The sequence below is a fragment of the Pseudomonas sp. QLc11A genome (assembly GCF_052112305.1).
GTDB classification, from domain to species: domain Bacteria; phylum Pseudomonadota; class Gammaproteobacteria; order Pseudomonadales; family Pseudomonadaceae; genus Aquipseudomonas; species Aquipseudomonas laurylsulfatiphila.
In genome coordinates this window covers 25594-51152 of the sequence record NZ_JAVAJJ010000015.1, presented here as the reverse complement: position 1 = coordinate 51152, position 25559 = coordinate 25594, and the positions used below count along the sequence as shown (strand labels likewise).

Below are 25559 nucleotides of genomic sequence, written 5' to 3'. Positions count from 1 at the left end.
AACAACGTAAGGCGGCGGTATTGTGACCATATTCCTGTGGAGTCACGAGTTGTCAGTCTACGATAGGATGAGTAAGCTGCTGTCATGAATCAGCCATCAATACCTACCTCCTCGCCGAGCACTCGTGGCCCAGCGGAGCACGACATTCGAGACCAGATTGTCGCTGCTGCCAATGAGCACTTCAGTCAGTATGGCTACGGTAAAACCACGGTTTCCGACCTGGCGAAGGCCATCGGTTTTTCCAAAGCGTACATCTATAAATTCTTTGATTCCAAGCAGGCGATCGGCGAAGCGATCTGCTCAAACTGTTTGGGGCAGATTGTTGCGGCAGTCGAACAGGCTGTTAATGCAGACGCGATTTCACCAACCGAGCGTTTCCGCAGACTGGTAAAAACCGTCATTGCCACGGGTGTGGACCTCTTCTTCAATGATCGCAAGCTCTACGACATCGCGGCATTTTCCGCTTCGGAGGGCTGGAACAGTGCCCAGGTTTATGAAGCACAGATCAAGAGCTTTATCTTTGACATCGTGCGTCAAGGGCGAGAAATTGGAGAGTTCGAGCGCAAAACCCCGCTGGACGAAACCGTAGAGTCGATCAATCTGGCGCTGCGACCTTTCGTCAATCCTCTGCTGCTGCAACACAATCTGGACTTTATTGAGCAAGCGCCCACGCTGACCTCCAACCTCATCTTGCGCAGCCTCATGCCTTGACGCGTCACTGAACAAAATATTCAGGTGATTTGAGTCGAGGCGACATCCCCTTCATTGCGTTTTCTGTTCCCGGTACATGAGTGCCGGGAAGACTATCAACTTTGCTGTTTGTGACTATTGATCGAATTGGTCACGTGGATAATATGGGGCGCTGTAGTTCTCGATGTTCTCTTTTAGTGACACCCATAGAGTCCAGGCCATGAAAAAAATAAAACTCAAGAGCCCCGTTGGCCTGGCAGTCGTGCTTGCGTCCTCCAATGTGCTTGCCGGTGGCTTCGCGCTCAACGAACAAAGCATCAGCGGGATGGGATCCGGTTTTGCCGGTCGATCTTCATCTGCGCAAGACGCCAGTACCCTCTTCGGCAATCCGGCGGGCATGGCGCGGCTTAAACGAGAGCAGGCCAACGTGGGGGCGGCCACGCTGTTCGCCAAGTCTGATATCAGCCAGACTCGCAATACGTTTGGAGGGACGGAAGAGGGCGACATGGTGCCCACGACCACCGTACCAATGGGGTATTACGTCAAACCCATCGATGACCATTGGGCATTCGGCGTCGGGTTTTATGTGCCTTTTGGGTTGATTACCGACTACGGCAGTGGTTTTGCCGGACGCTATTACGCCAACAAGAGCGAAGTCACCACACTGACTTTCCAGCCGACCATCAGCTACGCCTTTAACGAAAATATTTCGATCGGATTCGGTCCGACCATTAACCGTATCGGCGGTGAGATATCGGGGATGGTGCCCAATCCACTAAGCCCGGGACGTAATGACGGCAAGCTCAAAAGCACTGGCGATGACACCGCACTTGGATTCAACGCCGGTGTGCTGGTGCAGGCGACAGATCAGACCCGCCTGGGGCTGACCTATCACTCCAAGGTCAGTTACCACGATTACCGAAGAGCAGAACTGGCATGACACGTGGGCTCACGCTATTGGTGCTGCGTATCAATTGAATAATCAATGGGTGCTTCGTGGCGGGTTTTCGGTTGATCAGTCACCCACCAACAACACCAATCGCGGGCCCCGGATTCCTACGGGCGACCGAGAGGTTGTCAGCTTCGGTGCCGGCTGGACGCCGGTGGAAAATGTCACGATCGACCTCGCTTATTCCTACCTTTGGGAGGAGAGCGTAGAGGTCAATGACAGCTCGGCAACGAGAGGTGCATACAGTGCCAAATACAAGAACAGTGCGAGCGGGCTCGGTACTTCCGTCAGCTACCGTTTCTAGCTGAGCGTTGTCACATCGCAAATGTCGGGTCGGGAGTGCGTGTTGCCTCCCGAATCCAGACGCTCAAGGACCTGTATATCGGGCCATTTCTCAGAGAGAAAGGTTGAAGCCTGGACACTGCACCGCTGGCGAGCTTCATCGCGACGCAACAGGCAGGGTTTCAGGAGGTTGCCAGCCGCCGCCGAGCGCCTTGAATGCCGCAACCGCGGCCCGTGCCGATTCCGTCCGCGCCTGCGCTCGGGCATCGGAAGCCTGCAGCATCGTTTCGTCGGCGTGCAGAACATCAATCAGACTGGCCGTGCCTTTTTCGTAGGCAATGAACGACGATTGGCGAGCCTGTGTCAGAGAGGTCTCGCCTCCAGCGAGAGTGGTTGCCTGAGTGTCGCGATTCACCAGAGCGGAGAAGGCATTCTCGACATCCTCAGTGGCGCGTAAAACCGACTGGCGGTAAGCGGCCAGCGCTTCGGCTTCCTGTCCCTTGGCTTGATCGATTTGAGCGTTTATGCGGCCAAAGTCAAAAAGCCTCCAGCGCAGCCCCAGTGCACCCGCCGACTGATTGGCGCCGCCGGTGAAAAGGTTGCCGCCGGATACAGCGGTGGCACTACCCAGCAATGCGCTGAGCGAGAATTTCGGGTAGTACTCGGCAATCGCCACGCCGATGCGCGCATTAGAGGCTGCCAGGCGGCGTTCAGCCACGATCAGGTCTGGCCTGCGGCGCAGCAGATCGGCCGGTGTTCCCCAGGCCTTGATCTGCGGCACAAGAGGAATGCTCCCCGTATCTGCCAGTTGCGTGCGGTGAGTGCCAGGCGGTGTGCCGAGCATGACATCCAGTGCATTCATGGCAGCGTCCAGGCCAGTCTGGAGCACTGGTACTGTCGCCTGGACTTGCGCTAACTCTCCCTCAGTCTGCTGAACCTGGTAGTTGGCAGCGAGGCCCTTGCCGTAGAGCAAGCGGACTTTCTCCAGCAGTCCCTGCCGGGTTTCGACTTGTCGCTTGGCAATGTCCAGCCGGGCCTGCAATCCACGGATAGTGATGTAGATATCGGCCGTCTGTGCTGCAACCGCCAATCGCGTGGCGGTCGCGCCCGCCTCGCAGGCCTGGTACTCGGCGAGTGCGGCTTCGCGTCCGCGTCTCAGGCCGCCAAAGACATCAACTTCCCAGCCAGCATTGAGGTTGAGCTCGTAAGAACTTGCGTACCGATCATAGCCAGGCATCGAGTTCAAAACCTGGCCGAGTGGCGTCTCGATGGATTGGTAGGAGCGCGCGGCCTGACCATCGATGCTCCCGGAGGGCAGCAAGGCGGCATTTGCGGCACCCAATCCTGCCCGTGCCTGTGTGACTCGCGCTGCCGCTTGCGCCAGATCCAGGTTCTGTTCAAGAGCCTTGGAGACGAAGTCGGTCAGCACGGGATCTCCAAAACTATCCCACCAGCTCACGAGACTGGTCGGCACGGTTGCGGGCCTGTGCTCGACAGCGGGTTGACCCAGATAACGATCGGAAAGAGGGAGGGGCGGTCGTTGATAGTCCGGACCGACCGCACAGCCGGCCATCAAACTGGCGGTCACCAAAAGAGCGATAGGGTGCAGAGGAGGCATTTGGGTTCCTTCAATGAGGATTGATTGTGACCATATTAATTAAAGGTCACATTCTGTCAATCAATGAAGTCTATTGTTTCTCGCTGTCTGTCAGTTATCTTGTGACCATTGACATAAGTGGTCACCATGCAGAAAATACTGGGCAATGTCCAATTGTTGAGTAAGGGAACCCATGCGCCGGCTTCTACCTGTCCCGATTGCCGTTTGTCTGTTGCCTCTCGTCCTGACGGCGTGTGGCGACTCATCCGTCGTTGATGACCCACGCACGCACGCTCCTTTGGTGAGGTCCTCTGCGGTTCAGGGGGCGTCCGAGGCTTCACGATCTTTCACTGGCATCGTGGTCGCCCGCGTTCAGGCTGACCTGGGCTTTCGGGTCTCGGGCAAGATACTTGAGCGCCTGGTTGACACTGGCCAGACGGTCAAGCGGGGTCAGCCACTCATGCGCCTCGACCCGATCGATCTCGGGTTGCAGGCGCGGGCACAGCAAGAGTCGGTCATGGCCGCTCGGGCGCGAGCCAGACAAACAGCGGATGACGAGGCTCGATATCGCGACCTGGTTGCCGCCGGAGCCATTTCTGCCTCGGCGTACGATCAGGTCAAAGCCGCGGCTGATACCGCAAAAGCACAGCTCAGTGCGGCGCAAGCGCAGGCAGACGTCGCTCGCAATGCGTCGGGTTACGCCGTGTTGTTTGCTGATTCCGACGCAGTAGTGGTGGAGACACTTGCCGAGCCAGGACAAGTCGTCAGCCCGGGGCAGGCTGTGGTTCGACTGGCGCGGGCAGGGCAGCGCGAAGCCATTGTGCACTTGCCCGAAACGCTGCGTCCGGCGGCAGGTTCCACCGCGCAGGCAACGCTTTATGGCAACGCCACGGATGCAGTGACAGCCAGGCTGAGGTTGCTTTCCGATTCGGCCGATCGCATGACGCGCACATTTGAGGCGCGGTATGTGCTCGAGGGCGCGCTGGCCAATGCGCCGTTAGGTTCCACTGTCACTATGCGGATCGCCGAAGGCAGCGCAAATGGTCAGGTGTTGCAAGTGCCGCTGGCTGCTGTCTATGACCCGGGCAAAGGTGCCGGCGTCTGGATTATTGCGGGCAAACCCGCGAAGGTGACTTGGAGACCCGTCCGTATTTTGAGCGTGAGCGATGATGCAGCGCGAGTTGCAGGTGATCTCAAGGTCGGGGAGCAAGTTGTCGCGTTAGGTGCACATCTGCTGCGTGAGGGTGAAGAGGTGAGGCTGACTCGACAGGGTGACGTCGAAGTTGCCGGGAGCCATCCATGAGCCAGGGGCGCTTCAATCTTTCGGCGCTCGCCGTTCGCGAGCGTTCGATCACGGTGTTCCTGATCTTCCTGATCGGTGTCGCAGGGATCCTGGCGTTTTTCCAACTGGGGCGTGCGGAAGACCCGCCGTTTACGGTCAAGCAGCTGACGGTCATCACGGCGTGGCCGGGCGCTACGGCGCAGGAGATGCAGGACCAGGTCGCCGAGCCACTGGAAAAACGTCTGCAAGAATTGAAATGGTACGACCGCACGGAAACCTACACCCGTCCGGGTCTCGCCTTCACCGTGGTGACACTGCTCGATCGCACTCCGCCCTCCCAAGTGCAGGAGGAGTTCTACCAGACGCGCAAAAAGCTCGACGATGAGGCGATCAAACTTCCGGCCGGTGTGATTGGCCCGATGGTCAACGACGAGTTTTCAGATGTGACCTTTGCTCTGTTTGCCTTGAAAGCCAAAGGCGAGCCGCAGCGATTGCTGGTACGTGATGCGGAATCGCTGCGCCAGCGCCTGTTGCATGTGCCGGGTGTGAAAAAGGTCAACATCATTGGTGAGCAGAGTGAACGCATCTTTGTCTCCTTCTCCCATGATCGGCTGGCCACGCTGGGCGTATCTCCCCAGGATATTTTTGCCGCGCTGAATAATCAGAACGTGCTCACGCCAGCCGGCTCCATTGAAACCAAGGGGCCAGAAGTCTTCCTGCGTCTTGACGGTGCCTTCGACAAGATGCAGAAGATTCGTGACACACCGCTTGCGATTCAGGGGCGAACCTTGAAGCTCTCGGACGTGGCGACGGTCGAGCGTGGTTACGAAGATCCGGCGACCTTCCTGGTGCGTAATAACGGTGAGCAAGCGCTGTTACTGGGTGTCGTGATGCGCGAGGGCTGGAACGGTCTTGATCTGGGCAAGGCACTGGACGTGGAGACGACCAGGATCAATGAAGGCATGCCGCTGGGCATGACGCTTACCAAGGTCACCGACCAGTCTGTGAATATCAGTTCGGCCGTCGACGAATTCATGATCAAGTTCTTCGTCGCCTTGCTGGTTGTGATGCTGGTGTGCTTTCTCAGCATGGGCTGGCATGTCGGTATTGTCGTGGCGGCGGCGGTGCCGCTGACCCTGGCCGTGGTGTTTGTGGTGATGGCGGCCACGGGCAAGAACTTTGACCGTATTACCCTCGGGTCGCTGATTCTGGCACTGGGGCTGCTGGTGGACGACGCCATCATTGCGATCGAGATGATGGTGGTGAAAATGGAGGAAGGCTACGACCGCATCAAAGCGTCAGCCTATGCCTGGAGTCATACGGCCGCACCGATGCTTTCCGGCACCCTGGTGACCGCTATCGGCTTTTTGCCCAACGGCTTCGCACAGTCGACTGCCGGCGAGTACACCAGCAACATGTTCTGGATCGTGGGCATTGCCCTGATTGCCTCATGGGTGGTTGCGGTGGCCTTTACTCCCTATCTGGGGGTGAAAATGTTGCCGAAGATCGAAAAGGTCGAAGGGGGGCAGGCGGCCATTTACAACACCGCCAACTACAACCGTTTCCGCCGGATTTTGACGCGCGTCATCGCCCACAAATGGCTGGTGGCCGGTACTGTTATCGCAACGTTTGTCCTGGCGATTGTCGGCATGAGCCTGGTCAAGAAGCAGTTCTTCCCCACCTCGGATCGACCTGAAGTGTTGGTCGAAGTGCAAATGCCCTATGGAACCTCAATCGAGCAGACCAGCCTCACCACCGCCAAAGTTGAGGCCTGGCTACAAAAGCAGGATGAAGCAAAAATCGTCACGGCCTATATCGGACAAGGTGCGCCGCGTTTCTACCTGGCCATGGCGCCGGAGCTCCCTGATCCGTCATTCGCCAAGATTGTGGTGTTGACGGAGAGTCAGGAGGCACGGGAGGCCCTCAAGTTCCGTATTCGCGAGGCCGTCGCTGAAGGGCTTGCCCCGCAAGCGCGTGTCAGGGTTACGCAGTTGGTGTTTGGTCCATATTCACCTTTTCCTGTCGCCTATCGGGTGATGGGGCCTGACCCGTCGACATTGCGCGAGATCGCCGCTCAGGTACAGGCAGTGATGCAGGCGAGCCCCTTGATGCGAACCGTCAACACTGACTGGGGACCGCTGACACCAACGCTGCATTTCACCCTGGATCAGGACCGCTTGCAGGCGGTGGGGCTGACCTCCAGTGCTGTCGCACAGCAGTTGCAGTTCCTGCTGGCAGGGGTGCCGATCACGGCCGTTCGCGAAGACATTCGTTCGGTGCAAGTGATCGGACGTGCTGCGGGTGATATCCGGCTCGACCCTGCAAAAATAGAAGGCTTTACGCTAGTGGGCACGGCGGGCCAGCGAATTCCGCTGTCCCAGGTAGGGGCAGTGGACGTGCGCATGGAGGATCCCGTCCTTCGGCGTCGTGACCGCACGCCGACCATTACTGTGCGTGGCGACATTGCCGAAGGCTTGCAGCCACCGGACGTTTCAAACGTGATCATGAAGGAACTGCAACCGGTGATCGGCAAGTTGCCGGATGGCTATCGTATCGAGCAGTCGGGGGCTATCGAGGAGTCGGGCAAGGCCGGTCAGGCGATACTGCCGCTGTTGCCGATCATGATTGCCGTCACGCTACTGATCATCATCCTGCAAGTGCGTTCGGTCTCGGCGATGATCATGGTGTTCCTCACCTCGCCACTCGGGCTGATTGGTGTGGTCCCGACACTGCTGGTCTTCCAGCAGCCGTTTGGTATCAATGCGTTGGTGGGGCTGATCGCCCTGTCCGGCATTCTGATGCGTAATACGCTGATTCTGATTGGGCAAATCCATCACAACGCACAAGAAGGGCTGGATCCGTTCCATGCAGTGATCGAAGCCACAGTACAGCGCGCTCGCCCGGTGCTGCTCACAGCGCTGGCAGCCATCCTGGCGTTCATTCCGCTGACGCACTCCGTCTTCTGGGGAACCCTGGCTTACACACTGATCGGAGGTACGTTCGTGGGAACCATCGTGACACTGGTGTTCCTGCCGGCGATGTATTCCATCTGGTTCAAGATCAGTCATGTCAGTCAGAGGCAAACTGAAACAGCAGAAGTGACCTAAGCGCCCGGATCCACTTAAAGAGAGGGCGTATTGGCGCTTCGCGATCAGGTCGTGCCCCCAACGCTTAATCCTGTGAATCCCGATGACGCGGCAACCGGGCTGGCTCGACCTGGTCGCCCTGAAGCCCCGGAAGATGGCACTAACGCATGTGCTTTCGAATGGGTTCGGATTTGGTATCGGAGGTCTGGCGTTGCGCAAACGACTGAAAAGGTGCGCAAAGGATCCAAAAAAGACTGAGTGGAAAACGCAAACTTCAGAAACTACAAAGCCCTGAATTGCCAGGGCTTTGTCGCACCCAAGATGGCGCAGGCGATGGGATTCTGCCAGTGCTCTTCATGATTGAGCACCATGGTCAACTCAGATCCTTTCTGCAACCGCGTTTTCTCTCATCCAATATTTGAGTGGTCCGTAAGGATGCTCAACTGTCTGTCGGCGAACCCTCATCGCAGAGAAAAGATTGAGGTTGCGACTAAGCACTACGAACTGACGACAGACGCTGCGAATGGCTTTGCCGTTGTCTTTGCGAAAGTCGGCGATGGTTTTGAAGTCAGGAGCCAATCCAAAGCTGCCCTTCGCGAAAGGCAGCCAGCGGTCAGAATCGGTCTGCTCTGCGCCTCATGAACTCGACGTTCAGGCGCGCTTGGGGAGCTTCCAGTTCGGGCGGATGAAGTGGCATGTGTAGCCATTCGGTATGCGTTCGAGGTAATCCTGGTGCTCTGGTTCCGCTTCCCAAAAAGGCCCGGCCGGTTCTATTTCGGTGACTACTCGGCCCGGCCAAAGGTGTGAAGCATCGACATCGGCAGCGGTGTCTTCGGCAATGTCGCGTTGCTGTTCATTCAGGTAATAGATCGCCGAACGATAGCTGGGGCCCTGGTCATTACCCTGACGGTTGGGCGTGCTTGGGTCGTGTATCTGGAAGAAGAACTCGAGGATCTGCCGGTAGCTGATCACGGCAGGGTCGAAGACGATCTCGATGGCTTCGGCGTGGTTGCCATGGTTGCGATAGGTGGCATTCGGCACATCGCCGCCGGTATAACCGACCCGCGTGTGCAGCACACCGGGATAGCGCCGCAGCAGATCCTGCATGCCCCAGAAGCAGCCGCCGGCGAGAATGGCAGTTTCGGTTTGTCTGGTCATGGTCTGTCCTTCCTCTCGGGGACGTTGTGTATAGCCATTGTTATGAGGGCGTGTTGGCCAATTCCAAGGTTTCGCGCAAACAGGACTGGAGTGACCGCTCCTGGCCGGTTTCTGCCTTACTCTGTCCCGCTCACCCATCAAGCATTAATGAGTGACGCGAGAAAAAAGAAATAGACCTAGGTCACCACGGCTCAAACTGCTGAATTGGAAGCCCGCCAGACATGGCGTGGCCAGAAGCGACGCTCTAATAACGGTGAGTTCCGTAATTGGTCCAGCACGCTCAGCCGATAGGGGCGCTTTGGTCGATAGCATCGGTGCGCTCCACTACTCGAATGCCTTTTTCCGCGAGCGCTTGCCGCACTGTCACTTGGTAGGCATCTATTGCACCGCGTAGCCAGGTCTCAAATTTTTGGCTAGCCGGTGAGTTCGGTCTTGCCTTGGGTTTGAACAGACTGTAGTTCTGCGCGCTGACCAGGCCCAGTGGGTAGGGGACGATCAGCTCGCCTGTTTGGATGGCGGGTAATGCAAGGAAGCTGTCGCCGATGGTCAGACCGCCACCTGATGCGGCGACCGATAGGCACAGGGTGGTTTCGTTGAACACTGTCTGCTGGTGACGCGGACCGCCAGGATCCAGCCCGGTCAGGGTACACCACTCGTCCCAGACATCGTAATTGGCATCGATCAGGTAAGGCGCCTCGCAAGGCTTGTGGCCCTCTCCTAAATAGGTTTCTGCAAAGGCGCGGGTGCAGACCAGAACGTCGATCCAGCGGCACAGCTCAGTTTCTTCCAACCCTCCGCCCGCCCTGGCTCCGTGCATACCATAGAAAATTCGGAAGTCGAAATCCTCATCGAGGCGGAAGCTAAAGTTGTTTTCGGCGGTGATTTCTACGGATATCCCGGGATTGGCAACCAGAAACTTCCCAACCTGGCCGGCCAGCCAGCTTGACGCGAAGTCACGGCATACCAACACCCGTAGATGCTCTCCCCGCCGTGCCCGGCGGCTGATGGTATCGGTGGTCAGCTGGATCAACTCGAAGGCCTGTTGCAGGGCCGCAAACAACTCGCGGCCCGCCGAAGTCAGGCGGATCACATTGCCCGTACGCTGGAGCAGGGGGCAGCCCATGTCGCTCTCCAACTGCGTAACCTGTTTTGACACTGCTGGACGCGTTACATGCAGCTCTTCCGCAGCGGACGAAATGCTATTGAGTCGGGCAACGGCCTCGAAGGCGCGAAGCGCTGTTAGCGACTGATGTTTTCTCAAGAAGGCGCTCCGTAACCTCAAGTGACTCAGGCTGAAATCTTGTCACTTGCCCGTATAGGAGCCTGACTTTAGCTTGGACGTCAATCCCAACACGCAATTCCGAGGTTTCATAATGCTCCTACCAATCCGTTTTTCTTCGACTGGTCCAACTGACTGGCAGCAATTGCCGAACGAGGCTCTTGAACATGCCGAGCTGATCGAAGGCCGCCCGATGGGCCTGGATCATGCTTACTTCTGCCGTAGCGAACCACCGGTGAAGTCGGGTATCTGGCGCTGCGAACCCTACACCGAGCGTTACGAGAACTATCCGGCTGATGAGTTCATGGTGGTACTGGAGGGTGAGGTCACTCTCGAAGCAGACGGTTTCTGCGAAACCTATACCCAAGGTGATTCCTTTCTGGTGCCCAAGGGGTTTCGTGGCGTGTGGCGCCAGCCAGTTCCGATGCTGAAGTTTTACGTGATTGTCGGTTAGCCAGCTGAAGAGTTGGGTGCGAGTCATAACAATCAATCGCAAAGCCCAAACTGAGCAATCGCTCCTTTAAACCAACCCGGACCCCGAACCTGGCGCGGACATTGCCGAGCGGGGTGAATGGGTCTGCCTCCAGCATTACGTCTGTGGGAATCATTACCATGTCGACTCTTAAGCAAACATCGTTATCCAGCCCGCAAGACGAAGGGCGCTATGACTACATCATCGTCGGTGCCGGCGCAGCCGGTTGCGTTATGGCCAATCGCCTTGGTGAAGATCCGGACTTGCGGATTTTGGTGATCGAGGCGGGTGGCAGCGATGTCTCACTCTTCGTGTCGATGCCGGCCGCACTGTCGATCCCGATGAACACCAAACGCTTCAACTGGGGCATGAAGACCGAGCCGGAGCCTGGCCTGGACGGGCGGCAAGTGAACCTGCCCCGTGGCAAAGGGCTGGGTGGCTCATCGTCGATCAACGGCATGTGTTGGGTTCGCGGAAACCCCATGGATTATGAGCTATGGGAGGCGCTGGGTGCCGATGGCTGGCGCTGGTCCAACGTGCTCCCTTACTTCCAGCGTCTGGAAAACGTCGAGGGCGGAGGCTCTCTGCGCGGGGTCAATGGGCCGATGCACATCAAGCGGGGGCCGGAAACCAATCCACTCTATCGGGCCTTCGTCAAAGCCGGGAACGAGGCCGGCTACGCTTTAAGTGACAACATGAACAATCGGCAGCACGAAGGCTTCGGACCGATGGAAATGAACGTTTGCGACGGGCGCCGCATGAGCGCTGCCCGGGCCTATCTGCGGCCTGCCATCGCCCGGGGGAACGTACGTGTAATCAAGGGCGGCCTGGTTGACCGGGTGATGTTCGATGGCCGACGAGCAACCGGTGTTTTGTTTTCGGTAGCGGGCAAGCCTGCCCGAGCCATGGCCACGCGGGAAGTCATCCTGTCAGCTGGGGCCATCATGTCTCCGGTGATCCTCAAGCGCTCGGGCGTGGGACCTGCGAGGGAGCTCGCGCAGCAGGGTATTGCGGTGATCCATGACTCACCCGAAGTGGGCGAAAACCTGATGGATCATATGGAGCTCTACCTCCAGATGGAGTGCACCCAGCCGGTTAGCCTGTTTCCCACCCAGAGCCTTCTGGGCAAGGCCAGGATCGGCATCGAGTGGCTCGCTACCCGGCGCGGGCCTGGTGCGACCAACCACTTCGAGAGCGGCGGTCATATTCGCAGCCGGGCGGGCATCGTTTATCCCGACATCCAGTTTCACTTCCTGCCGCTGGCCATCTCCTATGACGGGCAGACACTCGCCGCCGGGCATGGCTTCCAGGTGCATGTCGGCACAAAGCGTTCGAAGAGCCGCGGTTGGGTCAGGCTGCGTGACGCCCGTCCGGAAAGTTTGCCGCGAGTACGCTTCAACTACATGACCCATAGCGATGACTGGACGGAGTTCAGGGCCTGCGTGCGCCTGACGCGGGAGATCTTTGCCCAGCCGGCCTTCGCCCCTTATCGGGGCCGAGAACTGGCCCCGGGCGCGGCAGTGCAGGACGATGCGGCCATAGATGCCTTTCTCAAGCAGAAGTTGGAAAGCGCCTACCATCCCTGCGGCACTTGTCGTATGGGCAGCGACGAAGCTGCGGTGACATTCCCCGACGGTCGGGTGCGCGGCGTGGAGGCGCTGCGGGTGGTAGATGCCTCGCTGATGCCCGCTGCCACAGCTGGCGACTTGCAGGCACCAACACTGATGCTGGCCGAGCGGCTGTCCGATCTGATCCGTGGCCGTCACCTGCCGGAGGCGCAGGGCGCCGAGTTACTGGCAGATCCGCAATGGGCCACCCGGCAACGCGGCCCCAATATCACCCGAGACTATTCCAGCGAGCGAAATCGGCTAGCGGCCGCGTTATTGGAAAATGCCAAGGGACAACAGCTACCGATGGTGGCGGGTTGAGTCACAGCGTTACCGGGCAACGAAGCTTCGCATAATCAAGCTTTCGTTCTCCTTTGAGCTGTACAGGTAATAAAAGTCACTGCGATTGACCAGCAATTGGAGGGTTCTCCAGAAAGCTTGATGAATGAAGCCTCAGTGATTCAGCCCCGATCAATCTCAATTAGGAAAACAAGAAAATGGGAACGACATCAAACGGGAAAACAGCCACGGTGACGCCTGTCATTCAGCAGGGCCGACTCGATGGTGCGGAACGGCGTTCTGTAGATTTCGTACCGGTGGCGGAGCGTCATGGCACGGTGCGACATCTCGGTGCGGTCTGGTTAGTTGCCAACATCAACCTGACCGCAATGGCTACCGGCGTTACCACACTGGCGCTTGGCGGTTCACTGTTCTGGACTCTGGTTGCCACTGTGTTCGGTTCACTGTTCGGTACCCTTTTCATGGCTCTGCATTCTTCGCAGGGGCCTCACCTAGGCCTACCGCAGTTAGTTCAGTCCAGAGCACAGTTCGGATTTTTGGGGGCTGCGATCACGGTGTGGGTCTTCGCCTTTGTGAACTACTTCAACTACAACGTCGCCGACGCGATCCTGGCAGGATCGAGTCTGCATTTTCTCCTCGGGATTCCAACTTCCTGGGGGTTCCCAATCGCGGTATTGATCGCCGGCACCTTGGCGCTGTTCGGCTACCGGTGGATCCATCGGGTTAACCGATTCCTGGTCGCACCGCTGGCCTTGACGGTCGTGATACTCACCTTTGCTGCGGTGGCGCGGGGCGGGATTCCTTCGGGTGCTTTCACTCCGGGGCCCATTCAATGGCATTCGTTCGCGACCACCTTCGTGATCGTCGCAGGTTTCCAGCTTGGTTGGGCACCATACGTATCGGACTACTCCCGCTACCTCCCACCCACCGTTTCCACTCGATCGTCGTTCCTGTGGACCTATCTGCCTTCAGCGATATCAGCGCTGTGGGTGATTGGCCTTGGCTCCTTGCTCGCGGCAGCGACCCCCGGCGTATCCGTCATCATGGCGATCGCACAAGGTGGCGACGCCCTGATGGCAGGAGGTGGTCGAATAGCCGTCGCATTGTTGTTCATCGGTCTTCTGGTGGTGATGGCGCTCAACGCTTACGGAGGCAGCTTGACCCTGATCTCGATCGTTGACTGTTTCCGTCGGGTCCGGCCATCGTTGTTTTTGAGGGGCATCACAATCGTCGCGATGACCCTGTCCGTAGGCGTTGTCGCGGCAATGGTCGGGGAGGAACAATTCAATGTTTTCTACGGAAACGTATTGGTGTTTCTGGCCTATCTGTTCACACCATGGACTGCAATAAACCTGGTGGACTTTTATATCGTTCGCAAGGGGTGTTATTCGATCCGCGAACTCTTCAATCCGGCCGGTATTTACGGGCGGTGGGGATGGCAAGGAAACGTCGCCTATATCGGAGCACTGGTGACGATGGTGCCGTTTTTTGTCACCGAGCCTTTCACCGGATGGATAGCTCACCGGATGGGTGATATCGACATCTCGATGTTTGTAGGTCTTGTAGTCGCAAGCCTCCTCTATTTACTCACATCTCGGTCTCTTGATTTGAGCTACGAACGAAGCCTGGTGGAAAAAGAAGGAATAGCTGGCGAGCTATGAAGGCAGCCCGATGTTTCGGACAAAGAATTTATCCCTATCGACACGAAAAAGTAGAGTTAGAACCATGACGACAACCGGCTGGATTTGGGACGAAAGATTTATGACTCATGACACGCGGGCTTGGAGCCTACCGTGGCAGGAACCCATCGACCATCCTGAGAAGGGCGATACCAAGCGACGCTTTGCAAGCCTCGTCAAGCGAAGCGGCCTTGATCAATATCTTGTTCCGCTACCCTTCACTCCGGCCTCTGAAGCCGATCTGTTGCGGGTACACACTCCGGAGTATGTCGATCGAATCCTGAACCCGACCGGTCCTGTCTGGAGCGATGCAGGCGACGGTGAAACGCCCGTCGGACCAGGATCGGCAGACATTGCCAGACTTGCAGCGGGCGCTGTCATCTCGGCGTTCAATGCAGTCGTATCGGGTACTGTGACGAACGCCTACGCGCTCATTCGACCGCCAGGACATCATGCGATTGCCAGTCAGGGGATGGGCTATTGCATATTCCACAACACCGCGGTCGGAATCCGCCATCTGCAGCAAACAGGAGCGGTGAAACGAGTCGCGGTCATCGACTGGGATGTTCATCATGGTAACGGGACCGAGACCCTTTTTTATGACGATCCGTCGGTGCTGACGATCTCTCTTCACCAGGACGACCTTTACCCCATCGGACGCGGAAAGGTACAAGACATCGGAACGGGTCCCGGACTAGGTGCCAACCTGAATATTCCACTACCCGCAGGGTCGGGCCGAGGGGCCTACCTGGGCGCGTTCGAGCGTATCGTAATGCCTGCGGTCCGCCGTTTTCAACCGGATCTCATCGTGATTGCGAGCGGATTTGACTCCGCTGCGATGGACCCCTTTGGCCGCCAACTCTTGTACTCCGGGGCATATCGCGAGCTGACGACTCAGGTGATGAATCTGGCTGAAGAAGTGTGCAAATCGCGGGTCGTCGCTGTGCATGAGGGGGGCTACGATCCGCTGATGGGACCATTCTGCGGTCTTGCCGTGGTTGAAACACTTGCAGGGCGGCGAACCGCAGTCGAGGACCCATGGATGAACACAGTCGCGAATCTTCCGGAACAAGCTTTGTTGCCGCACCATGACGCAGCGATACGAGCGTGTGAACAACTTCTCACGGGAGTACCTGATGGATCCAAGAGCGCGCGATAACGGGGAATTTCAATAGCCTTCCACCGAAGGGGGAGAGCCATTTGGCGATGAGGCGCCAGTGCTGACAAGCGCTGCGCCTCGACAAGACTCAGCGCACTGTCTGCAACCAATTAAGTAAATCCATTTCCAAGCTGCCTGGCTGTGGGGGGGTGGGAGATAACAGGCAATAGCGTGAGCCGTCTTCAATAAATCCTAATGGTGCGGCTAAAACGCCGCTCTGGATATCGTCATGCACTAAGTGCCATGGGCCAATGGCCACCCCCAGGCCCGCGACAGCCGCCTGGATGCTGAAATAAAAGTGCTCAAAAGATTGCATCTCCATGGCAGGAGCGGGCAGTCCTTTTGCAGTAGCCCACTCCTGCCAAGCTGTAGGTCGGCTATTAGTCTGAAGCAGCGGGGCCGAGGAACGCAGGTATTTCCTGCTTTTGCCAAACCATTGATCTACCTTTTCCGGCCGGCATACAGGGCCGATCTTCTCAGGGAATAGGGTCTCAGCATGATAGTCGGAGGGGCGAGGAAAATCGTCCCGCCGAATGGCCAAGTCGATGCCATGGTCGAATGAAAAGATGCCGCCGCCGGCCACTAAATGAATGTCTAGCCCCCGATGTTGTGTTTGGAAGTCGTTCCAGCGAGGAATCAACCATCGCATTAAAAGCGTTGGCTCGCAGGACAGGACAAGCTGGCGGGTACGACGGGCGTCGGTGCGTATCTCGCGAACTGCCTGGTTCATCAATCCAAGCCCTTCACTAACTGCTTTCGCCAGGCGTTTGCCGGCGTCAGTTAAAAAAACCCTTCGGTTACGCCGCTCGAACAGGTCAACGCCCAGATCCTCTTCAAGCAAGCGCACTGCTCGACTTATGGCTCCTGGTGTCAGGTGCAGTTCGTCAGCCGCGCGTGCGAAGTTTTCGAACCGTCCGGCGGATTCGAAGCAACGCAACGCGAGCAGAGAAGGCAGGCGAGCCTCGGTGATTAGTGATTTGAAGTCACTATGTTCATCAGAAACCATCGTTATTACCAAAGAGCAGGATCTGTAAAAATCACTTTCTACTACCAATAATTGAAGGGTGTCGCATGAGCGAATGGATAGCAGTAATCACCATTACAATACTCGCATGCATCAGTCCTGGGCCAGATTTCGCCATGGTTTCTCGCAACGGATTGCTGCTGTCTCGACGGGCGGGCGTCCTCACAGCTGCAGGAATTGGTATGGGGGTGCTTGTCCACGTCTGCTATACGCTGCTCGGACTAGGGTTAGTGCTTCAACAAACGCCTTGGTTGTTCAATGCGCTGAAGCTGGCTGGAGCTGCGTATCTCGTCTATCTAGGCATCCAAATGCTTCGTTCCAAGCCGGCTATCGAACAGCTAGACGCACCGCCACCCGCCATGTCCGACCTGGCAGCTCTGCGGACGGGATTTCTCACGAACGCGTTGAATCCGAAAACATCGATCTTCATCGTCAGTCTGTTCATGGGGGTAATACAACCGGACACCGCCCTGACAATGCAAATTGCATATGGGCTGTTTATCGCTGGGGCGCACGCAATGTGGTTCAGCCTCGTCGCGCTTTGCTTCTCAGCGGGAATGGTGCGCGAGAAATTGGTGGCTGCACGGCAATGGATTGACCGGGTTTTTGGCGGCCTACTCGTGAGCTTCGGGATATTACTGACTATTGCTCAGCGTTCAGTCTGAGTTGAATTAGCCCTTGCGCAGGGCCTTTCAAGCACGCCGCATGTTCGAGTTGTTTCTCGACCTGACTCTTTTGTGTATGAGTCTTTAATTGGGCAGTTTGAATGACTGCTTCTGGCCGCTTGAAGACATTCAGGTATGGGCAAAGCGTGGCACAGTTTGCGGAGATATTTCGACGTCGCAGCGTCGCCGCGGCAAGGAATTCTATTGAGTTGGCATGGCTGGCGAACAGCCGTTGCGAGAGAAATAAATCTCATTCGCCATTTATCTGGCGCTAGTCTGACGCTCGTCTGAAAAGCGTCGGATAAATGACGTTTCGCGTTGTTCTTTTACCCTCCTGACCTAGGCTCAAGCCATGTGGGGAGGAGGTGAAGTCCATGCGCAGATTATTGATTGGCTCGTCGATGCTGGCCTGTCTGGTGGTGCTGGGCGGCTGGTTGAGTCGACCACAGCCGTTGCCGGTCAGGCTGCTGGAGGTTGAGCGCGGGCCGGTGGAGACGCTGGTTGCCAACACCCGCGCGGGTACGCTGAAGTCCTGTCGGCGCTCGCATTTGTCCTTCAATGTCGGCGGCCAGGTTGCCGAGTTGCTGATCGCCGAGGGCCAGCGGGTCCAGGCGGGTCAGGTGCTCATGCGCTTGCGGCAGGTCGAGCAGCAGGCCCGGTTGCAGGAAGCCGAGGCGCGGTTGGAGGCCCAACGCAACGCCCGCGAACAGCGCTGCCAGCAGGCTCATCTGGACCGGCGCGACCTCGATCGCCTGGGCCAACTGGCCGACCGCAAGCTGGTTGCCGCCGATCGCCTCGATCAGGCCGAGACCAAGGCTAACCTGGCGAAGCTGATGTGCAATGCCAGTGCCGTGCTGATCCGCGAGGCCGACGCCAGCCTGCAGTTACAGCGTTCACTGCTGGAGCAGACGACCCTGCGCGCGCCATTCGCCGGCATAGTCGCAGAAATCAACGGCGAACTCGGCGAGTTCGTCACCCCTTCGCCGCCGGGTATTCCCACGCCGCCGGCGGTCGACCTGATCGACGACAGCTGCCTGTATGTCGAGGCGCCGATCGATGAAGTGGACGCTGCCCGGGTTCGCCCCGGAACCGCGGTGCGGATCACCCTGGATGCCTTTCGTGGCCAGCAATTCGCCGGCCGCGTCAGCCGCATCGCGCCCTATGTGCGTGAACTGGAGAAACAGGCGCGCACCGTCGATGTCGAGGTGCGCTTCGACCAACCGCCGGCCGATCTGGTCCTGCTCACCGGCTATAGCGCCGATGTCGAGATCCTCCTGGAGCAGCGCGAACGTGCTTTGCGCATCCCCACCGAGACCCTGCTGGAGGGGCAGCGCGTGCTGCGCTATGACCCCAGCGCCCGGGTGTTGCGCGAGGTGGAGGTGCAAACCGGGTTGAGCAACTGGCGCTGGACCGAGGTGCTCGCAGGGCTGGACGAGGACGCGCGCATAGTCGCCAGCCTCGAGCAGGAAGGGCTCAAGGACACCGTGTCGGTGATCCCGGTGGATGCGGCGGAGACTGAGCAATGATCCGCCTGCGCGGCGGCAGCCGCAGCTTCCAGTTGGGCGAGCAGCAGGTGATGGGGCTGGACGGCCTGGACCTGGACATCGCCGCCGGTGACTACATGGCGGTGATGGGCCCGTCGGGCTCGGGCAAGTCGACCCTGCTGAACATCCTCGGTTTGCTCGATGCGCCGAGCGCCGGCGAATACTGGCTGCAGGGCGAGGCCACGGCGACGCTGAGCGAGGCGCGGCGCGCCCAATTGCGCAGCCAACTGATAGGTTTCGTGTTCCAGTCCTACCACCTGATCGCACGGCTGACGGTGTTGGAGAACATCGAGCTGCCGATGGTCCTCGCCGGCATCGGCGCGGCGCAACGGCACAAGCGCAGCAGCCAATTGGTGGCGCGCCTGGGGCTGGGCGATCGTATTGCCCACCGCCCGGGCGAGCTGTCCGGTGGTCAGCGCCAGCGCGTCGCCATCGCCCGGGCGATGGTCATGCAACCGGCGCTGTTGTTGGCCGACGAGCCCACCGGCAATCTCGATAGCCAGGCCGGCGCCGAAGTCTTCAGCCTGCTGGAGGAGCTCAACGACGAGGGGCTGACCCTGATAGTGGTGACCCACGACGCCAGCCTGGGCGCCCGCGCGCACCGCCAGTTACACATGCGTGACGGGCGGATCCACAGTGCTGCGTCGCAGCAGGCGCTGGCCTGATGCGCGCCGCCGATGCCCTGGCCTTCTGGCTCGGCGCCTTGCGTGGGCATCGCTCGCGCAGCCTGATGCTGCTGCTGGCCATCGCTATCGGGGTGGTGGCGGTCAATCTGCTCACCGGTCTCGGCGCGGGCGCGCGGGCCTTCGTCCTGAACGAGTTCTCGGTGCTCGGGCGCGACATCCTGATCGTTTTCCCGGGGCGCAAGGAAACCACGGGGCGCATGCCGCCGCTCACCGGCCTGACACCGCACGAGTTGACCTTGCAGGACGTCCAGGCCATCACCCGGTTGCCGGGCATCCGCCGGGTCGCGCCGATGCAGGCCGGGCAGATGGAGGTGATAGTCGGCAACCGCAATCGTGAGGTGCTGACCCTGGGCACCACCCGGGACTTCTTCGCCATTCGCCAACTGACGGTCGTCCAGGGCCAGCCCCTGCCGGAGCTGGACCCTGGGCAGGCCGAGGCCGTCTGCGTGATCGGCGGCAAACTCCGGCGCGAGCTATTCGGTGCGCGTCCGGCCCTGGGTGAATGGTTGCGCGCCGGCGACCGGCGCTTTCGGGTGGTCGGTATCCTCAGTGAGCGGGGCGAATCCCTGGGGATGGATTTCGCCGAAATGTTGATCATCCCGGTGGCCAGTGCCCAGGCCTTGTTCAATCGCGAGGGGCTGTTGCGTGTGTTTGTCGAGGTGAGTGGACCGAGCTTTCTCGAGCGCAGCAAACGGCTGATACTCGCCGCGCTCAAGGAGCGCCACGAGGGTGAGGAAGACATCACCCTGATCAGCCAGGACAGCCTTCTCAGCGCCTTCGACGAGATACTCACGGTGCTGACCCTGGCGGTGGCCGGGATTGCCGCGATCAGCCTGCTGGTGGCAGGCATCCTGATCATGAACGTGACCTGGATTGCGGTGAGCCAGCGCAGCGCCGAGATCGGCCTGCTCAAAGCCATAGGTGTGACGGCGGCGCAGCTGCGCCTGTTGTTCCTCGGCGAGGCGGCGCTGCTCGCCCTGGCGGGGGCGCTGGCGGGGCTGCTGCTGGCCGAAACCTTGCTCTGGCTGGGGCGCCTGGCGTTCGATCTGCCGCTCTATGCACCCTGGTGGGCGCGGGCTAGCGCGGTGCTGCTGGCACTCGTCACGGCGCTGCTGTTCGCCTGGCTGCCGGCCGCTCGGGCCGCGGCGCTGGAGCCGGTGGCGGCGCTACGCCCGCCGGGAGCGCACTGATGCGCTGGCAAGATGGTTTCCGGCTGACCAGCTCGGCGCTGACCTGTCGACCTTTGCGCAGCCTGCTGACTCTGCTCGGGGTAGCGATCGGGATAGCCGCCGTGACGCTGCTCACGGCCATAGGCGAAGGCGTGCGCGGCTATGTGCTGGAGAACTTCTCGCAGTTTGGTACGCGGATCATCACCGTGCGCCCGGGCAAGACCCAGACCAGTGGCCTCGGCGGTCTGCTCGGCAGCGTACGGCCACTGACCATCAGTGATACCGACGCCCTGCGGCGCTTGCCGCATGTCGAGGCGGCGGTGCCGATCATTCCGGGCAGCGGGGATATCCAGTTCGGTCAACTGAGCCGGCGCAGCGACATTCTCGGTGGCGGCCATCAGCTGGCGCAGGCCTGGCGCATGCGGCTGAGCATGGGTGAGTTCCTGCCCGTGGCCCGTGACGGTCGTTCGCCGCCTTATGTGGTGCTCGGCCATCAGTTGCGAGTCGAGCTGTTCGGTGCACGCAATCCGCTGGGCGAGCTGATCCGCGTCGGTGGCGTGCGTTTCCGGGTGATCGGCGTGATGGCGCAGAAGGGCCAGTTGCTCGGCTTCAACCTCGATGATATCGCCTATATCCCGGTGGATTGGGCCGAAAGCCTGTTCAACCGCACCGGGGTGGTCAAAGTCCATGTGGTGTTCGGCGCCGGCACCACTTCGCGGGCGTTGAGTCAGCAGATTCGCCAGGTGCTCGGCGAACGGCACGGCGAGGAGGACTTCAGCCTGAGCACCCAGGACGACATGTTGCGCAGCTTCAACCGCGTTCTCGGCACCCTGAGCCTGGCCATCGGTGCCTTGGGGGGCATTTCCCTGTTGGTCGGCGCCGTCGGCATTCTCACCATCATGACCACCACTGTGGGCGAGCGCACGGCGGAAATCGGCCTGCTGCGGGCGATTGGTGCCAGTCCGCGGCAGGTGCTCGGGCTGTTTCTCGCCGAAGCGACGCTGCTGTCCCTGGCCGGTGGTCTGCTGGGACTGCTGTTGATGGGCCTGCTGCTCGGGCTACTGCACCTGGCCATGCCGAGCCTGCCCCTGGCGCTGCAGCCAATGTTTCTGCTGCTGGCACTGCTGCTGGCGGCGGTGCTCGGCATTCTCGCCGGCCTGGCGCCAGCACTGCGGGCGGCCCGCCTGCATCCGGTGGCGGCTCTGCGCAGTGAATAGCGGCCAGGCCAATGAGCCTGACGGGCTGGTTGTACGCTGCGTGACGATAACGAAAACGCCGGCGCTGGACCGGTGATTTTAATGGGTTGGCGGCGGCAAAAACCGAGTGCAAAACTCCGGCAACAAGTCCTCGGGATTCAGAGTGTCCCTAGAGGATAAATTCCTGCAGGTTTACGTTGATCAATGTTTCGAGTGACCGCTTCACGCCCTGAGGAAGTCAGTCAACCTAAATCAAGACTCTTGAGGAGCGGTGACCCACAACTGCCCCTCGAAGTCTTGAGCGATAGCGCCGAAAGCAATCAGTCAACGAATGAGGGGGGGGCAGTTGAGCTAGAGGCAGACCGGAGGCGAACGGTAGCGGCTGCACCGGTGGAACGCTGGCTGAATGGCCCAAGCTGCCTGATTTTGGGCTGCTACAATCAAACGGCGTGCCGCCGCGGTGCTGTCGCAGGGGTCCAGTCGCCACAGTTTGACCCCTTCTTTTCCGCATGTCTTTCGGCATCCATTCACGTATTCACGGAGTTTGGAGGTTGAACATGTCGACTGAATCTTGCGCTGCCAGCCGAGGAAATTATCGGGTCAAGGAAACTGATCGTCGATCCTTAACCGTTTTACTGGGCGTCGGGGCAGCCTTCCTGATGCTGGCGGGTAACGCTCAGGCGCAGCAGGTGGCGATCCCTACAACCGCCAGCGAAGTTCCCGGCCCGGCGAGCGGCACCGCCATGACCACGGCCTACGTGCAATCGGTGGGGCGCATGGCCTACCTGTGGGGCTGGCCGCTGGTCAACATGGCCAACCGCGGCAACGCTTTTTCGAAGGCCCCCGAACCCGGCTTGCTGGGCGGCGTGATACCGATCGCATTCAACCGGAACGCAATGTTGACCGGGTACGTCAGCCCGGACCAAACCTTCATCGCTTGCCCCAACCAGGATGTCGCGTACGGCGCCGGCTTCATGACGCTGGACAAAGAGCCCATCGTCTTCCAGGTCCCGGATTTCGGTGATCGTTTCTGGGTCTACGCCCACTATGACGCGCGCACCGACGAATTTTCCGAGATCGGTAAGGCCTACGGCACCAAACCCGGCTTCTACATGATGGTCGGCCCAAACTGGAAGGGCGAAACTCCAGCCGGCATTACGGCCGTGGTGCGCTCGTCCACGTCGCTGGCCTTTGTCGTTCCGCGTATCTTCATCGATGACAGCGCTGAGGACCAAAAAGCCGTCCAGCCGGTGATCAGCCAGATCGTCTACTACCCGTTGTCGGAGTTCGACGGCAAGATCAAGTCCAAGGACTGGAGCAAACTACCGCATTTCCCCACGCCGAAGACCACCGGCAAAGGGGAGGCCTCGTGGGTAAACCCGGACACCTTCTTCGACGAACTACCGGCGGTGATGAAAAGCGTGCCGCCGCTGCCAGGCGAGGAAGCCCTCTATAGCTGGATCGGCAGTGTTCTGGACGCAGCCGCCAAGGACCCGAAAATCATGCAGACGCTCAAGGCAACCGCTGTCGAGGCTGAGCACGAGATGATTTCCCCGTTCCTGCGGTGGAGCAACAACGGTCGTGCCGCCGGCAATGGTTGGAATTCGCCCGTGAACAACGCCCAATGGGGAACCGACTACCTCAACCGGACCGCCTCTGCCAAGTCGAACATGTACGACAACCGCCCGGAAGAGACGAAATACATCTACACGGACAACGATAGCCAGGGCAAGCAACTCAACGGAAACAACACCTATGCCGTCACCTTTGGCAAGGGCCAGCTGCCACCGGTCAAGGGCTTCTGGTCGCTCACGCTATACAACGACGTCCACCTGTTTCATCCCAACGCGCTAACGCGCAATTCGCTGGGCACGAAGAACAAGAATCTCAAATACAACCCGGACGGGTCGCTGACGCTCTATGCCGGCGCCAAGACGCCCGGCAAGGACAAGGAAAGTAATTGGCTGCCGGCCCCCAGCGGCCCATTCTCGCTCTACATCCGTGCCTATTGGGCCGACAAAGCCATACTCGACGGCACGTGGCAGCCACCGGCCATCGCGACGGTGAAGTGATCAAACGGCAGAGGACGCAACCATGAATCCAAAGAACTCGATCGCCGCTGCACTCGTGAGCGCGTTAGTAATGAGCGAATTGGCAACGCAGGCCTGCGCTCAGCAAGCCAGCTTCAATAAACTCGCCGACCTGCCGTTCACGCAAGGCCGACCCACACAGGAGGCCGCGCAGATACTACGCGACGAGCTGCTTTTTCAACGGGCGACGCAGACGTATCTCTGGGCGCTGCCTTTGATCAACACCCTCGGCATGCAGGTGGGCTCGGAAAAGACATTCGGCGCCGGCTACAACGTCTTGCCGATCTGGAAGCGCAGACTTGACGCCAAGACCCTGGTAACGACCCCCAACTCCGATGTCCTTTACGCGATGAGCTACATCGACTTGGGAAGGGATGGACCGATGGTGATGGAAGCGCCGCCTGAGTTGCAAGGCATCCTGCTGGATGTCTGGCAGCGTCCCATCCCGGTCGATGGTGGCAAGTTCTTCGGTGACGTTGGTCTGTTTGGACCGGATGAGGGAAAGGGCGGCAAGTTTCTCCTCTTGCCACCTAGCTACAAGGGCGAAGTGCCGGACGGCTATTACGTGTACCGCTCTGCCACAAACAATGTCTTTGTCTTTCTGCGCGGGTTCTATAAAGACCCGAAGAATCTGACGCCGGCAGTTACGCATCTTGAACAGACAAAGATATATCCACTGAACGGCGCGGCCGGGGCGAAACCGATGACATACCCCGATGCCTCCGGCGTCCCGGTCAACATGCTGCCGAGCAGCGACGGCAATGCCTTCGATCAGCTCAAGCTGCTTGTGGACAGTGAAGGCGCCAACCTCGCCGGTCCCGATTGGCTCGGCATGCTGGCGGCGATCGGCATCGTCAAGGGGCAACCGTTCAATCCTGATGCGCAAACACGCGAGATCCTCGATCGGGCCGCCAAGACCGGCTACGAAATGAGCCGTGTCATTGGCTTTTCAGACAAGGTGAGCGGTCTCTCGTTCAGAGTCTATCCAGACCGCCAGTGGCTTAATCCTTTCGCCGACGGTACTCCCGCGAATCCGGGCGGGTCGAAGAATGACAGCTGGGAAAATGTCGCCGGAGCCTATCCGTACCTGGCCCTCGATGCTCGAATCTGGATGTTCACCAACTACTACTCGATAAGCCCGGGAATGATGTCCCAAACCCCGGGCAAGGGTGCCAAATACATGATCAGTTTCACCGACAGCGGGGGCACGCCCTTGTCGGGTGACACCAGCTATCGCCTGAACCTGCCGGCCAACATTCCTGCCGCCTTGTTCTGGTCGGTGACGCTTTACGATGCCGCCAATGCTTCCGGTCTCGACAACGGCCAGCCGTTCCCCTCGCTCGGTTCGCGTGACAAGCCGGTGCAGAACGCCGACGGCAGCACCGACCTCTACCTCGGACCCAAAGCACCCGAAGGCAAGAAAGCCAACTGGCTCGCCACTGTGCCAGGCAAAGGTTATTTCGCCATCATCCGACTCTACGGCCCGAAGGAACCCGCTATCGATAAGAGCTGGAAGCCCGGTGACATCGAGAAGGTGAAGTGACGTTGGCCTGTCGATGTCGGGAGGTAAACATAATGCGGATGAGATCACCAACGAGGGAGGCTTTAAGCCGAGATCCTTGAGTGGCAATTTCTGGCCGATTTC

Annotated in this window: 18 protein-coding genes and 3 pseudogenes; 16 read left to right on the top strand and 5 right to left on the bottom strand. The window is 59.3% G+C overall.

Annotation, left to right across the window (positions count from 1 at the left end; all coding sequences use genetic code 11):
* Window positions 1-84: 84 nt before the first annotated feature.
* Window positions 85-711, top strand: coding sequence for a TetR/AcrR family transcriptional regulator (locus Q8X48_RS20825; RefSeq protein WP_407801825.1), 627 nt, complete (start codon window positions 85-87; stop codon window positions 709-711).
* A 199-nt stretch (window positions 712-910) separates the two neighbouring features.
* Window positions 911-1943, top strand: a pseudogene (locus Q8X48_RS20820) (OmpP1/FadL family transporter).
* A gap of 135 nt (window positions 1944-2078) precedes the next feature.
* Here Q8X48_RS20820 and Q8X48_RS20815 read toward each other — a convergent pair.
* Window positions 2079-3539 carry an efflux transporter outer membrane subunit gene (locus Q8X48_RS20815; RefSeq protein ID WP_407801824.1) on the bottom strand — a complete coding sequence of 487 codons (1461 nt, stop codon included), beginning with the start codon at window positions 3537-3539 and terminating at the stop codon, window positions 2079-2081.
* 172 nt (window positions 3540-3711) lie between these two features.
* Here Q8X48_RS20815 and Q8X48_RS20810 point away from each other — a divergent pair, with 172 nt between their 5' ends.
* The 3 genes and pseudogenes from Q8X48_RS20810 to Q8X48_RS20800 all read left to right on the top strand — a co-directional run.
* Complete coding sequence (locus Q8X48_RS20810) at window positions 3712-4821, top strand: efflux RND transporter periplasmic adaptor subunit (RefSeq protein ID WP_407801823.1); 1110 nt, start codon at window positions 3712-3714, stop codon at window positions 4819-4821.
* On the top strand, window positions 4818-7907 hold the full coding sequence (locus Q8X48_RS20805; RefSeq protein ID WP_407801822.1) for an efflux RND transporter permease subunit: 3090 nt from the start codon (window positions 4818-4820) through the stop codon (window positions 7905-7907). Before Q8X48_RS20810 ends, Q8X48_RS20805 begins: the two co-directional genes overlap by 4 nt.
* A 27-nt stretch (window positions 7908-7934) precedes the next feature.
* A pseudogene (locus Q8X48_RS20800) lies at window positions 7935-8181 on the top strand (hypothetical protein); the annotation flags it as partial.
* Window positions 8182-8354: 173 nt separating this feature from the next.
* Here Q8X48_RS20800 and Q8X48_RS20795 read toward each other — a convergent pair.
* The 3 genes and pseudogenes from Q8X48_RS20795 to Q8X48_RS20785 form a co-directional block, all read right to left on the bottom strand.
* Window positions 8355-8465, bottom strand: a pseudogene (locus Q8X48_RS20795) (hypothetical protein); the annotation flags it as partial.
* A 72-nt stretch (window positions 8466-8537) separates the two neighbouring features.
* Entirely contained in the window at window positions 8538-9044 is a 507-nt protein-coding gene (msrA, locus tag Q8X48_RS20790) for a peptide-methionine (S)-S-oxide reductase MsrA (RefSeq protein ID WP_007973026.1), read from the bottom strand.
* Window positions 9045-9324: 280 nt separating this feature from the next.
* Complete coding sequence (locus tag Q8X48_RS20785) at window positions 9325-10305, bottom strand: LysR family transcriptional regulator (RefSeq protein ID WP_407801821.1); 981 nt, start codon at window positions 10303-10305, stop codon at window positions 9325-9327.
* A 112-nt stretch (window positions 10306-10417) separates the two neighbouring features.
* Here Q8X48_RS20785 and Q8X48_RS20780 point away from each other — a divergent pair, with 112 nt between their 5' ends.
* The 4 genes from Q8X48_RS20780 to Q8X48_RS20765 all read left to right on the top strand — a co-directional run bounded on the left by Q8X48_RS20780 (window position 10418) and on the right by Q8X48_RS20765 (window position 15540).
* Window positions 10418-10777, top strand: a complete 360-nt coding sequence (locus tag Q8X48_RS20780; protein ID WP_407801820.1) for a cupin domain-containing protein — start codon at window positions 10418-10420, stop codon at window positions 10775-10777.
* Between the two features lie 158 nt (window positions 10778-10935).
* Window positions 10936-12723 (top strand): choline dehydrogenase, encoded by a 1788-nt coding sequence (locus Q8X48_RS20775; protein ID WP_407801819.1) that lies wholly within the window; start codon window positions 10936-10938, stop codon window positions 12721-12723.
* A gap of 176 nt (window positions 12724-12899) precedes the next feature.
* On the top strand, window positions 12900-14363 hold the full coding sequence (locus Q8X48_RS20770; RefSeq protein WP_407801818.1) for a purine-cytosine permease family protein: 1464 nt from the start codon (window positions 12900-12902) through the stop codon (window positions 14361-14363).
* Window positions 14364-14427: 64 nt separating this feature from the next.
* Window positions 14428-15540: a class II histone deacetylase gene (locus tag Q8X48_RS20765; RefSeq protein WP_407801817.1), complete on the top strand. Its 1113-nt coding sequence runs from the start codon at window positions 14428-14430 to the stop codon at window positions 15538-15540.
* An 88-nt stretch (window positions 15541-15628) separates the two neighbouring features.
* Here the strand turns inward: Q8X48_RS20765 and Q8X48_RS20760 are convergent, their stop codons facing one another.
* Window positions 15629-16546, bottom strand: a complete 918-nt coding sequence (locus tag Q8X48_RS20760) for a LysR family transcriptional regulator (protein ID WP_407801816.1) — start codon at window positions 16544-16546, stop codon at window positions 15629-15631.
* Between the two features lie 65 nt (window positions 16547-16611).
* Here Q8X48_RS20760 and Q8X48_RS20755 point away from each other — a divergent pair, with 65 nt between their 5' ends.
* The 7 genes from Q8X48_RS20755 to Q8X48_RS20725 all read left to right on the top strand — a co-directional run bounded on the left by Q8X48_RS20755 (window position 16612) and on the right by Q8X48_RS20725 (window position 25457).
* On the top strand, window positions 16612-17229 hold the full coding sequence (locus Q8X48_RS20755; RefSeq protein ID WP_407801815.1) for a LysE family translocator: 618 nt from the start codon (window positions 16612-16614) through the stop codon (window positions 17227-17229).
* Window positions 17230-17603: 374 nt separating this feature from the next.
* Window positions 17604-18755 carry an efflux RND transporter periplasmic adaptor subunit gene (locus Q8X48_RS20750; RefSeq protein WP_407801813.1) on the top strand — a complete coding sequence of 384 codons (1152 nt, stop codon included), beginning with the start codon at window positions 17604-17606 and terminating at the stop codon, window positions 18753-18755.
* Complete coding sequence (locus Q8X48_RS20745) at window positions 18752-19438, top strand: ABC transporter ATP-binding protein (protein ID WP_407801812.1); 687 nt, start codon at window positions 18752-18754, stop codon at window positions 19436-19438. Before Q8X48_RS20750 ends, Q8X48_RS20745 begins: the two co-directional genes overlap by 4 nt.
* Window positions 19438-20649: an ABC transporter permease gene (locus Q8X48_RS20740; protein ID WP_407801811.1), complete on the top strand. Its 1212-nt coding sequence runs from the start codon at window positions 19438-19440 to the stop codon at window positions 20647-20649. The genes Q8X48_RS20745 and Q8X48_RS20740 overlap by 1 nt, the downstream gene beginning before the upstream one ends.
* Window positions 20649-21845, top strand: a complete 1197-nt coding sequence (locus tag Q8X48_RS20735) for an ABC transporter permease (RefSeq protein ID WP_407801809.1) — start codon at window positions 20649-20651, stop codon at window positions 21843-21845. The genes Q8X48_RS20740 and Q8X48_RS20735 overlap by 1 nt, the downstream gene beginning before the upstream one ends.
* 536 nt (window positions 21846-22381) lie before the next feature.
* On the top strand, window positions 22382-23896 hold the full coding sequence (locus Q8X48_RS20730; protein WP_407801808.1) for a DUF1254 domain-containing protein: 1515 nt from the start codon (window positions 22382-22384) through the stop codon (window positions 23894-23896).
* Window positions 23897-23918: 22 nt separating this feature from the next.
* Window positions 23919-25457, top strand: a complete 1539-nt coding sequence (locus tag Q8X48_RS20725; protein WP_407801806.1) for a DUF1254 domain-containing protein — start codon at window positions 23919-23921, stop codon at window positions 25455-25457.
* The last annotated feature ends 102 nt before the right edge of the window (window positions 25458-25559 follow it).

Coding starts and splice junctions, on each gene's coding strand:
- Q8X48_RS20725 (WP_407801806.1), top strand. CDS start 23,919: ATGAATCCAAAGAACTCGATCGCCGCTGCACTCGTGAGCGCGTTAGTA.
- Q8X48_RS20775 (WP_407801819.1), top strand. CDS start 10,936: ATGTCGACTCTTAAGCAAACATCGTTATCCAGCCCGCAAGACGAAGGG.
- Q8X48_RS20760 (WP_407801816.1), bottom strand. CDS start 16,546: ATGGTTTCTGATGAACATAGTGACTTCAAATCACTAATCACCGAGGCT.
- msrA (WP_007973026.1), bottom strand. CDS start 9,044: ATGACCAGACAAACCGAAACTGCCATTCTCGCCGGCGGCTGCTTCTGG.
- Q8X48_RS20815 (WP_407801824.1), bottom strand. CDS start 3,539: ATGCCTCCTCTGCACCCTATCGCTCTTTTGGTGACCGCCAGTTTGATG.
- Q8X48_RS20735 (WP_407801809.1), top strand. CDS start 20,649: ATGCGCTGGCAAGATGGTTTCCGGCTGACCAGCTCGGCGCTGACCTGT.
- Q8X48_RS20730 (WP_407801808.1), top strand. CDS start 22,382: ATGTCGACTGAATCTTGCGCTGCCAGCCGAGGAAATTATCGGGTCAAG.
- Q8X48_RS20805 (WP_407801822.1), top strand. CDS start 4,818: ATGAGCCAGGGGCGCTTCAATCTTTCGGCGCTCGCCGTTCGCGAGCGT.
- Q8X48_RS20770 (WP_407801818.1), top strand. CDS start 12,900: ATGGGAACGACATCAAACGGGAAAACAGCCACGGTGACGCCTGTCATT.
- Q8X48_RS20755 (WP_407801815.1), top strand. CDS start 16,612: ATGAGCGAATGGATAGCAGTAATCACCATTACAATACTCGCATGCATC.
- Q8X48_RS20750 (WP_407801813.1), top strand. CDS start 17,604: ATGCGCAGATTATTGATTGGCTCGTCGATGCTGGCCTGTCTGGTGGTG.
- Q8X48_RS20765 (WP_407801817.1), top strand. CDS start 14,428: ATGACGACAACCGGCTGGATTTGGGACGAAAGATTTATGACTCATGAC.
- Q8X48_RS20745 (WP_407801812.1), top strand. CDS start 18,752: ATGATCCGCCTGCGCGGCGGCAGCCGCAGCTTCCAGTTGGGCGAGCAG.
- Q8X48_RS20780 (WP_407801820.1), top strand. CDS start 10,418: ATGCTCCTACCAATCCGTTTTTCTTCGACTGGTCCAACTGACTGGCAG.
- Q8X48_RS20825 (WP_407801825.1), top strand. CDS start 85: ATGAATCAGCCATCAATACCTACCTCCTCGCCGAGCACTCGTGGCCCA.
- Q8X48_RS20810 (WP_407801823.1), top strand. CDS start 3,712: ATGCGCCGGCTTCTACCTGTCCCGATTGCCGTTTGTCTGTTGCCTCTC.
- Q8X48_RS20740 (WP_407801811.1), top strand. CDS start 19,438: ATGCGCGCCGCCGATGCCCTGGCCTTCTGGCTCGGCGCCTTGCGTGGG.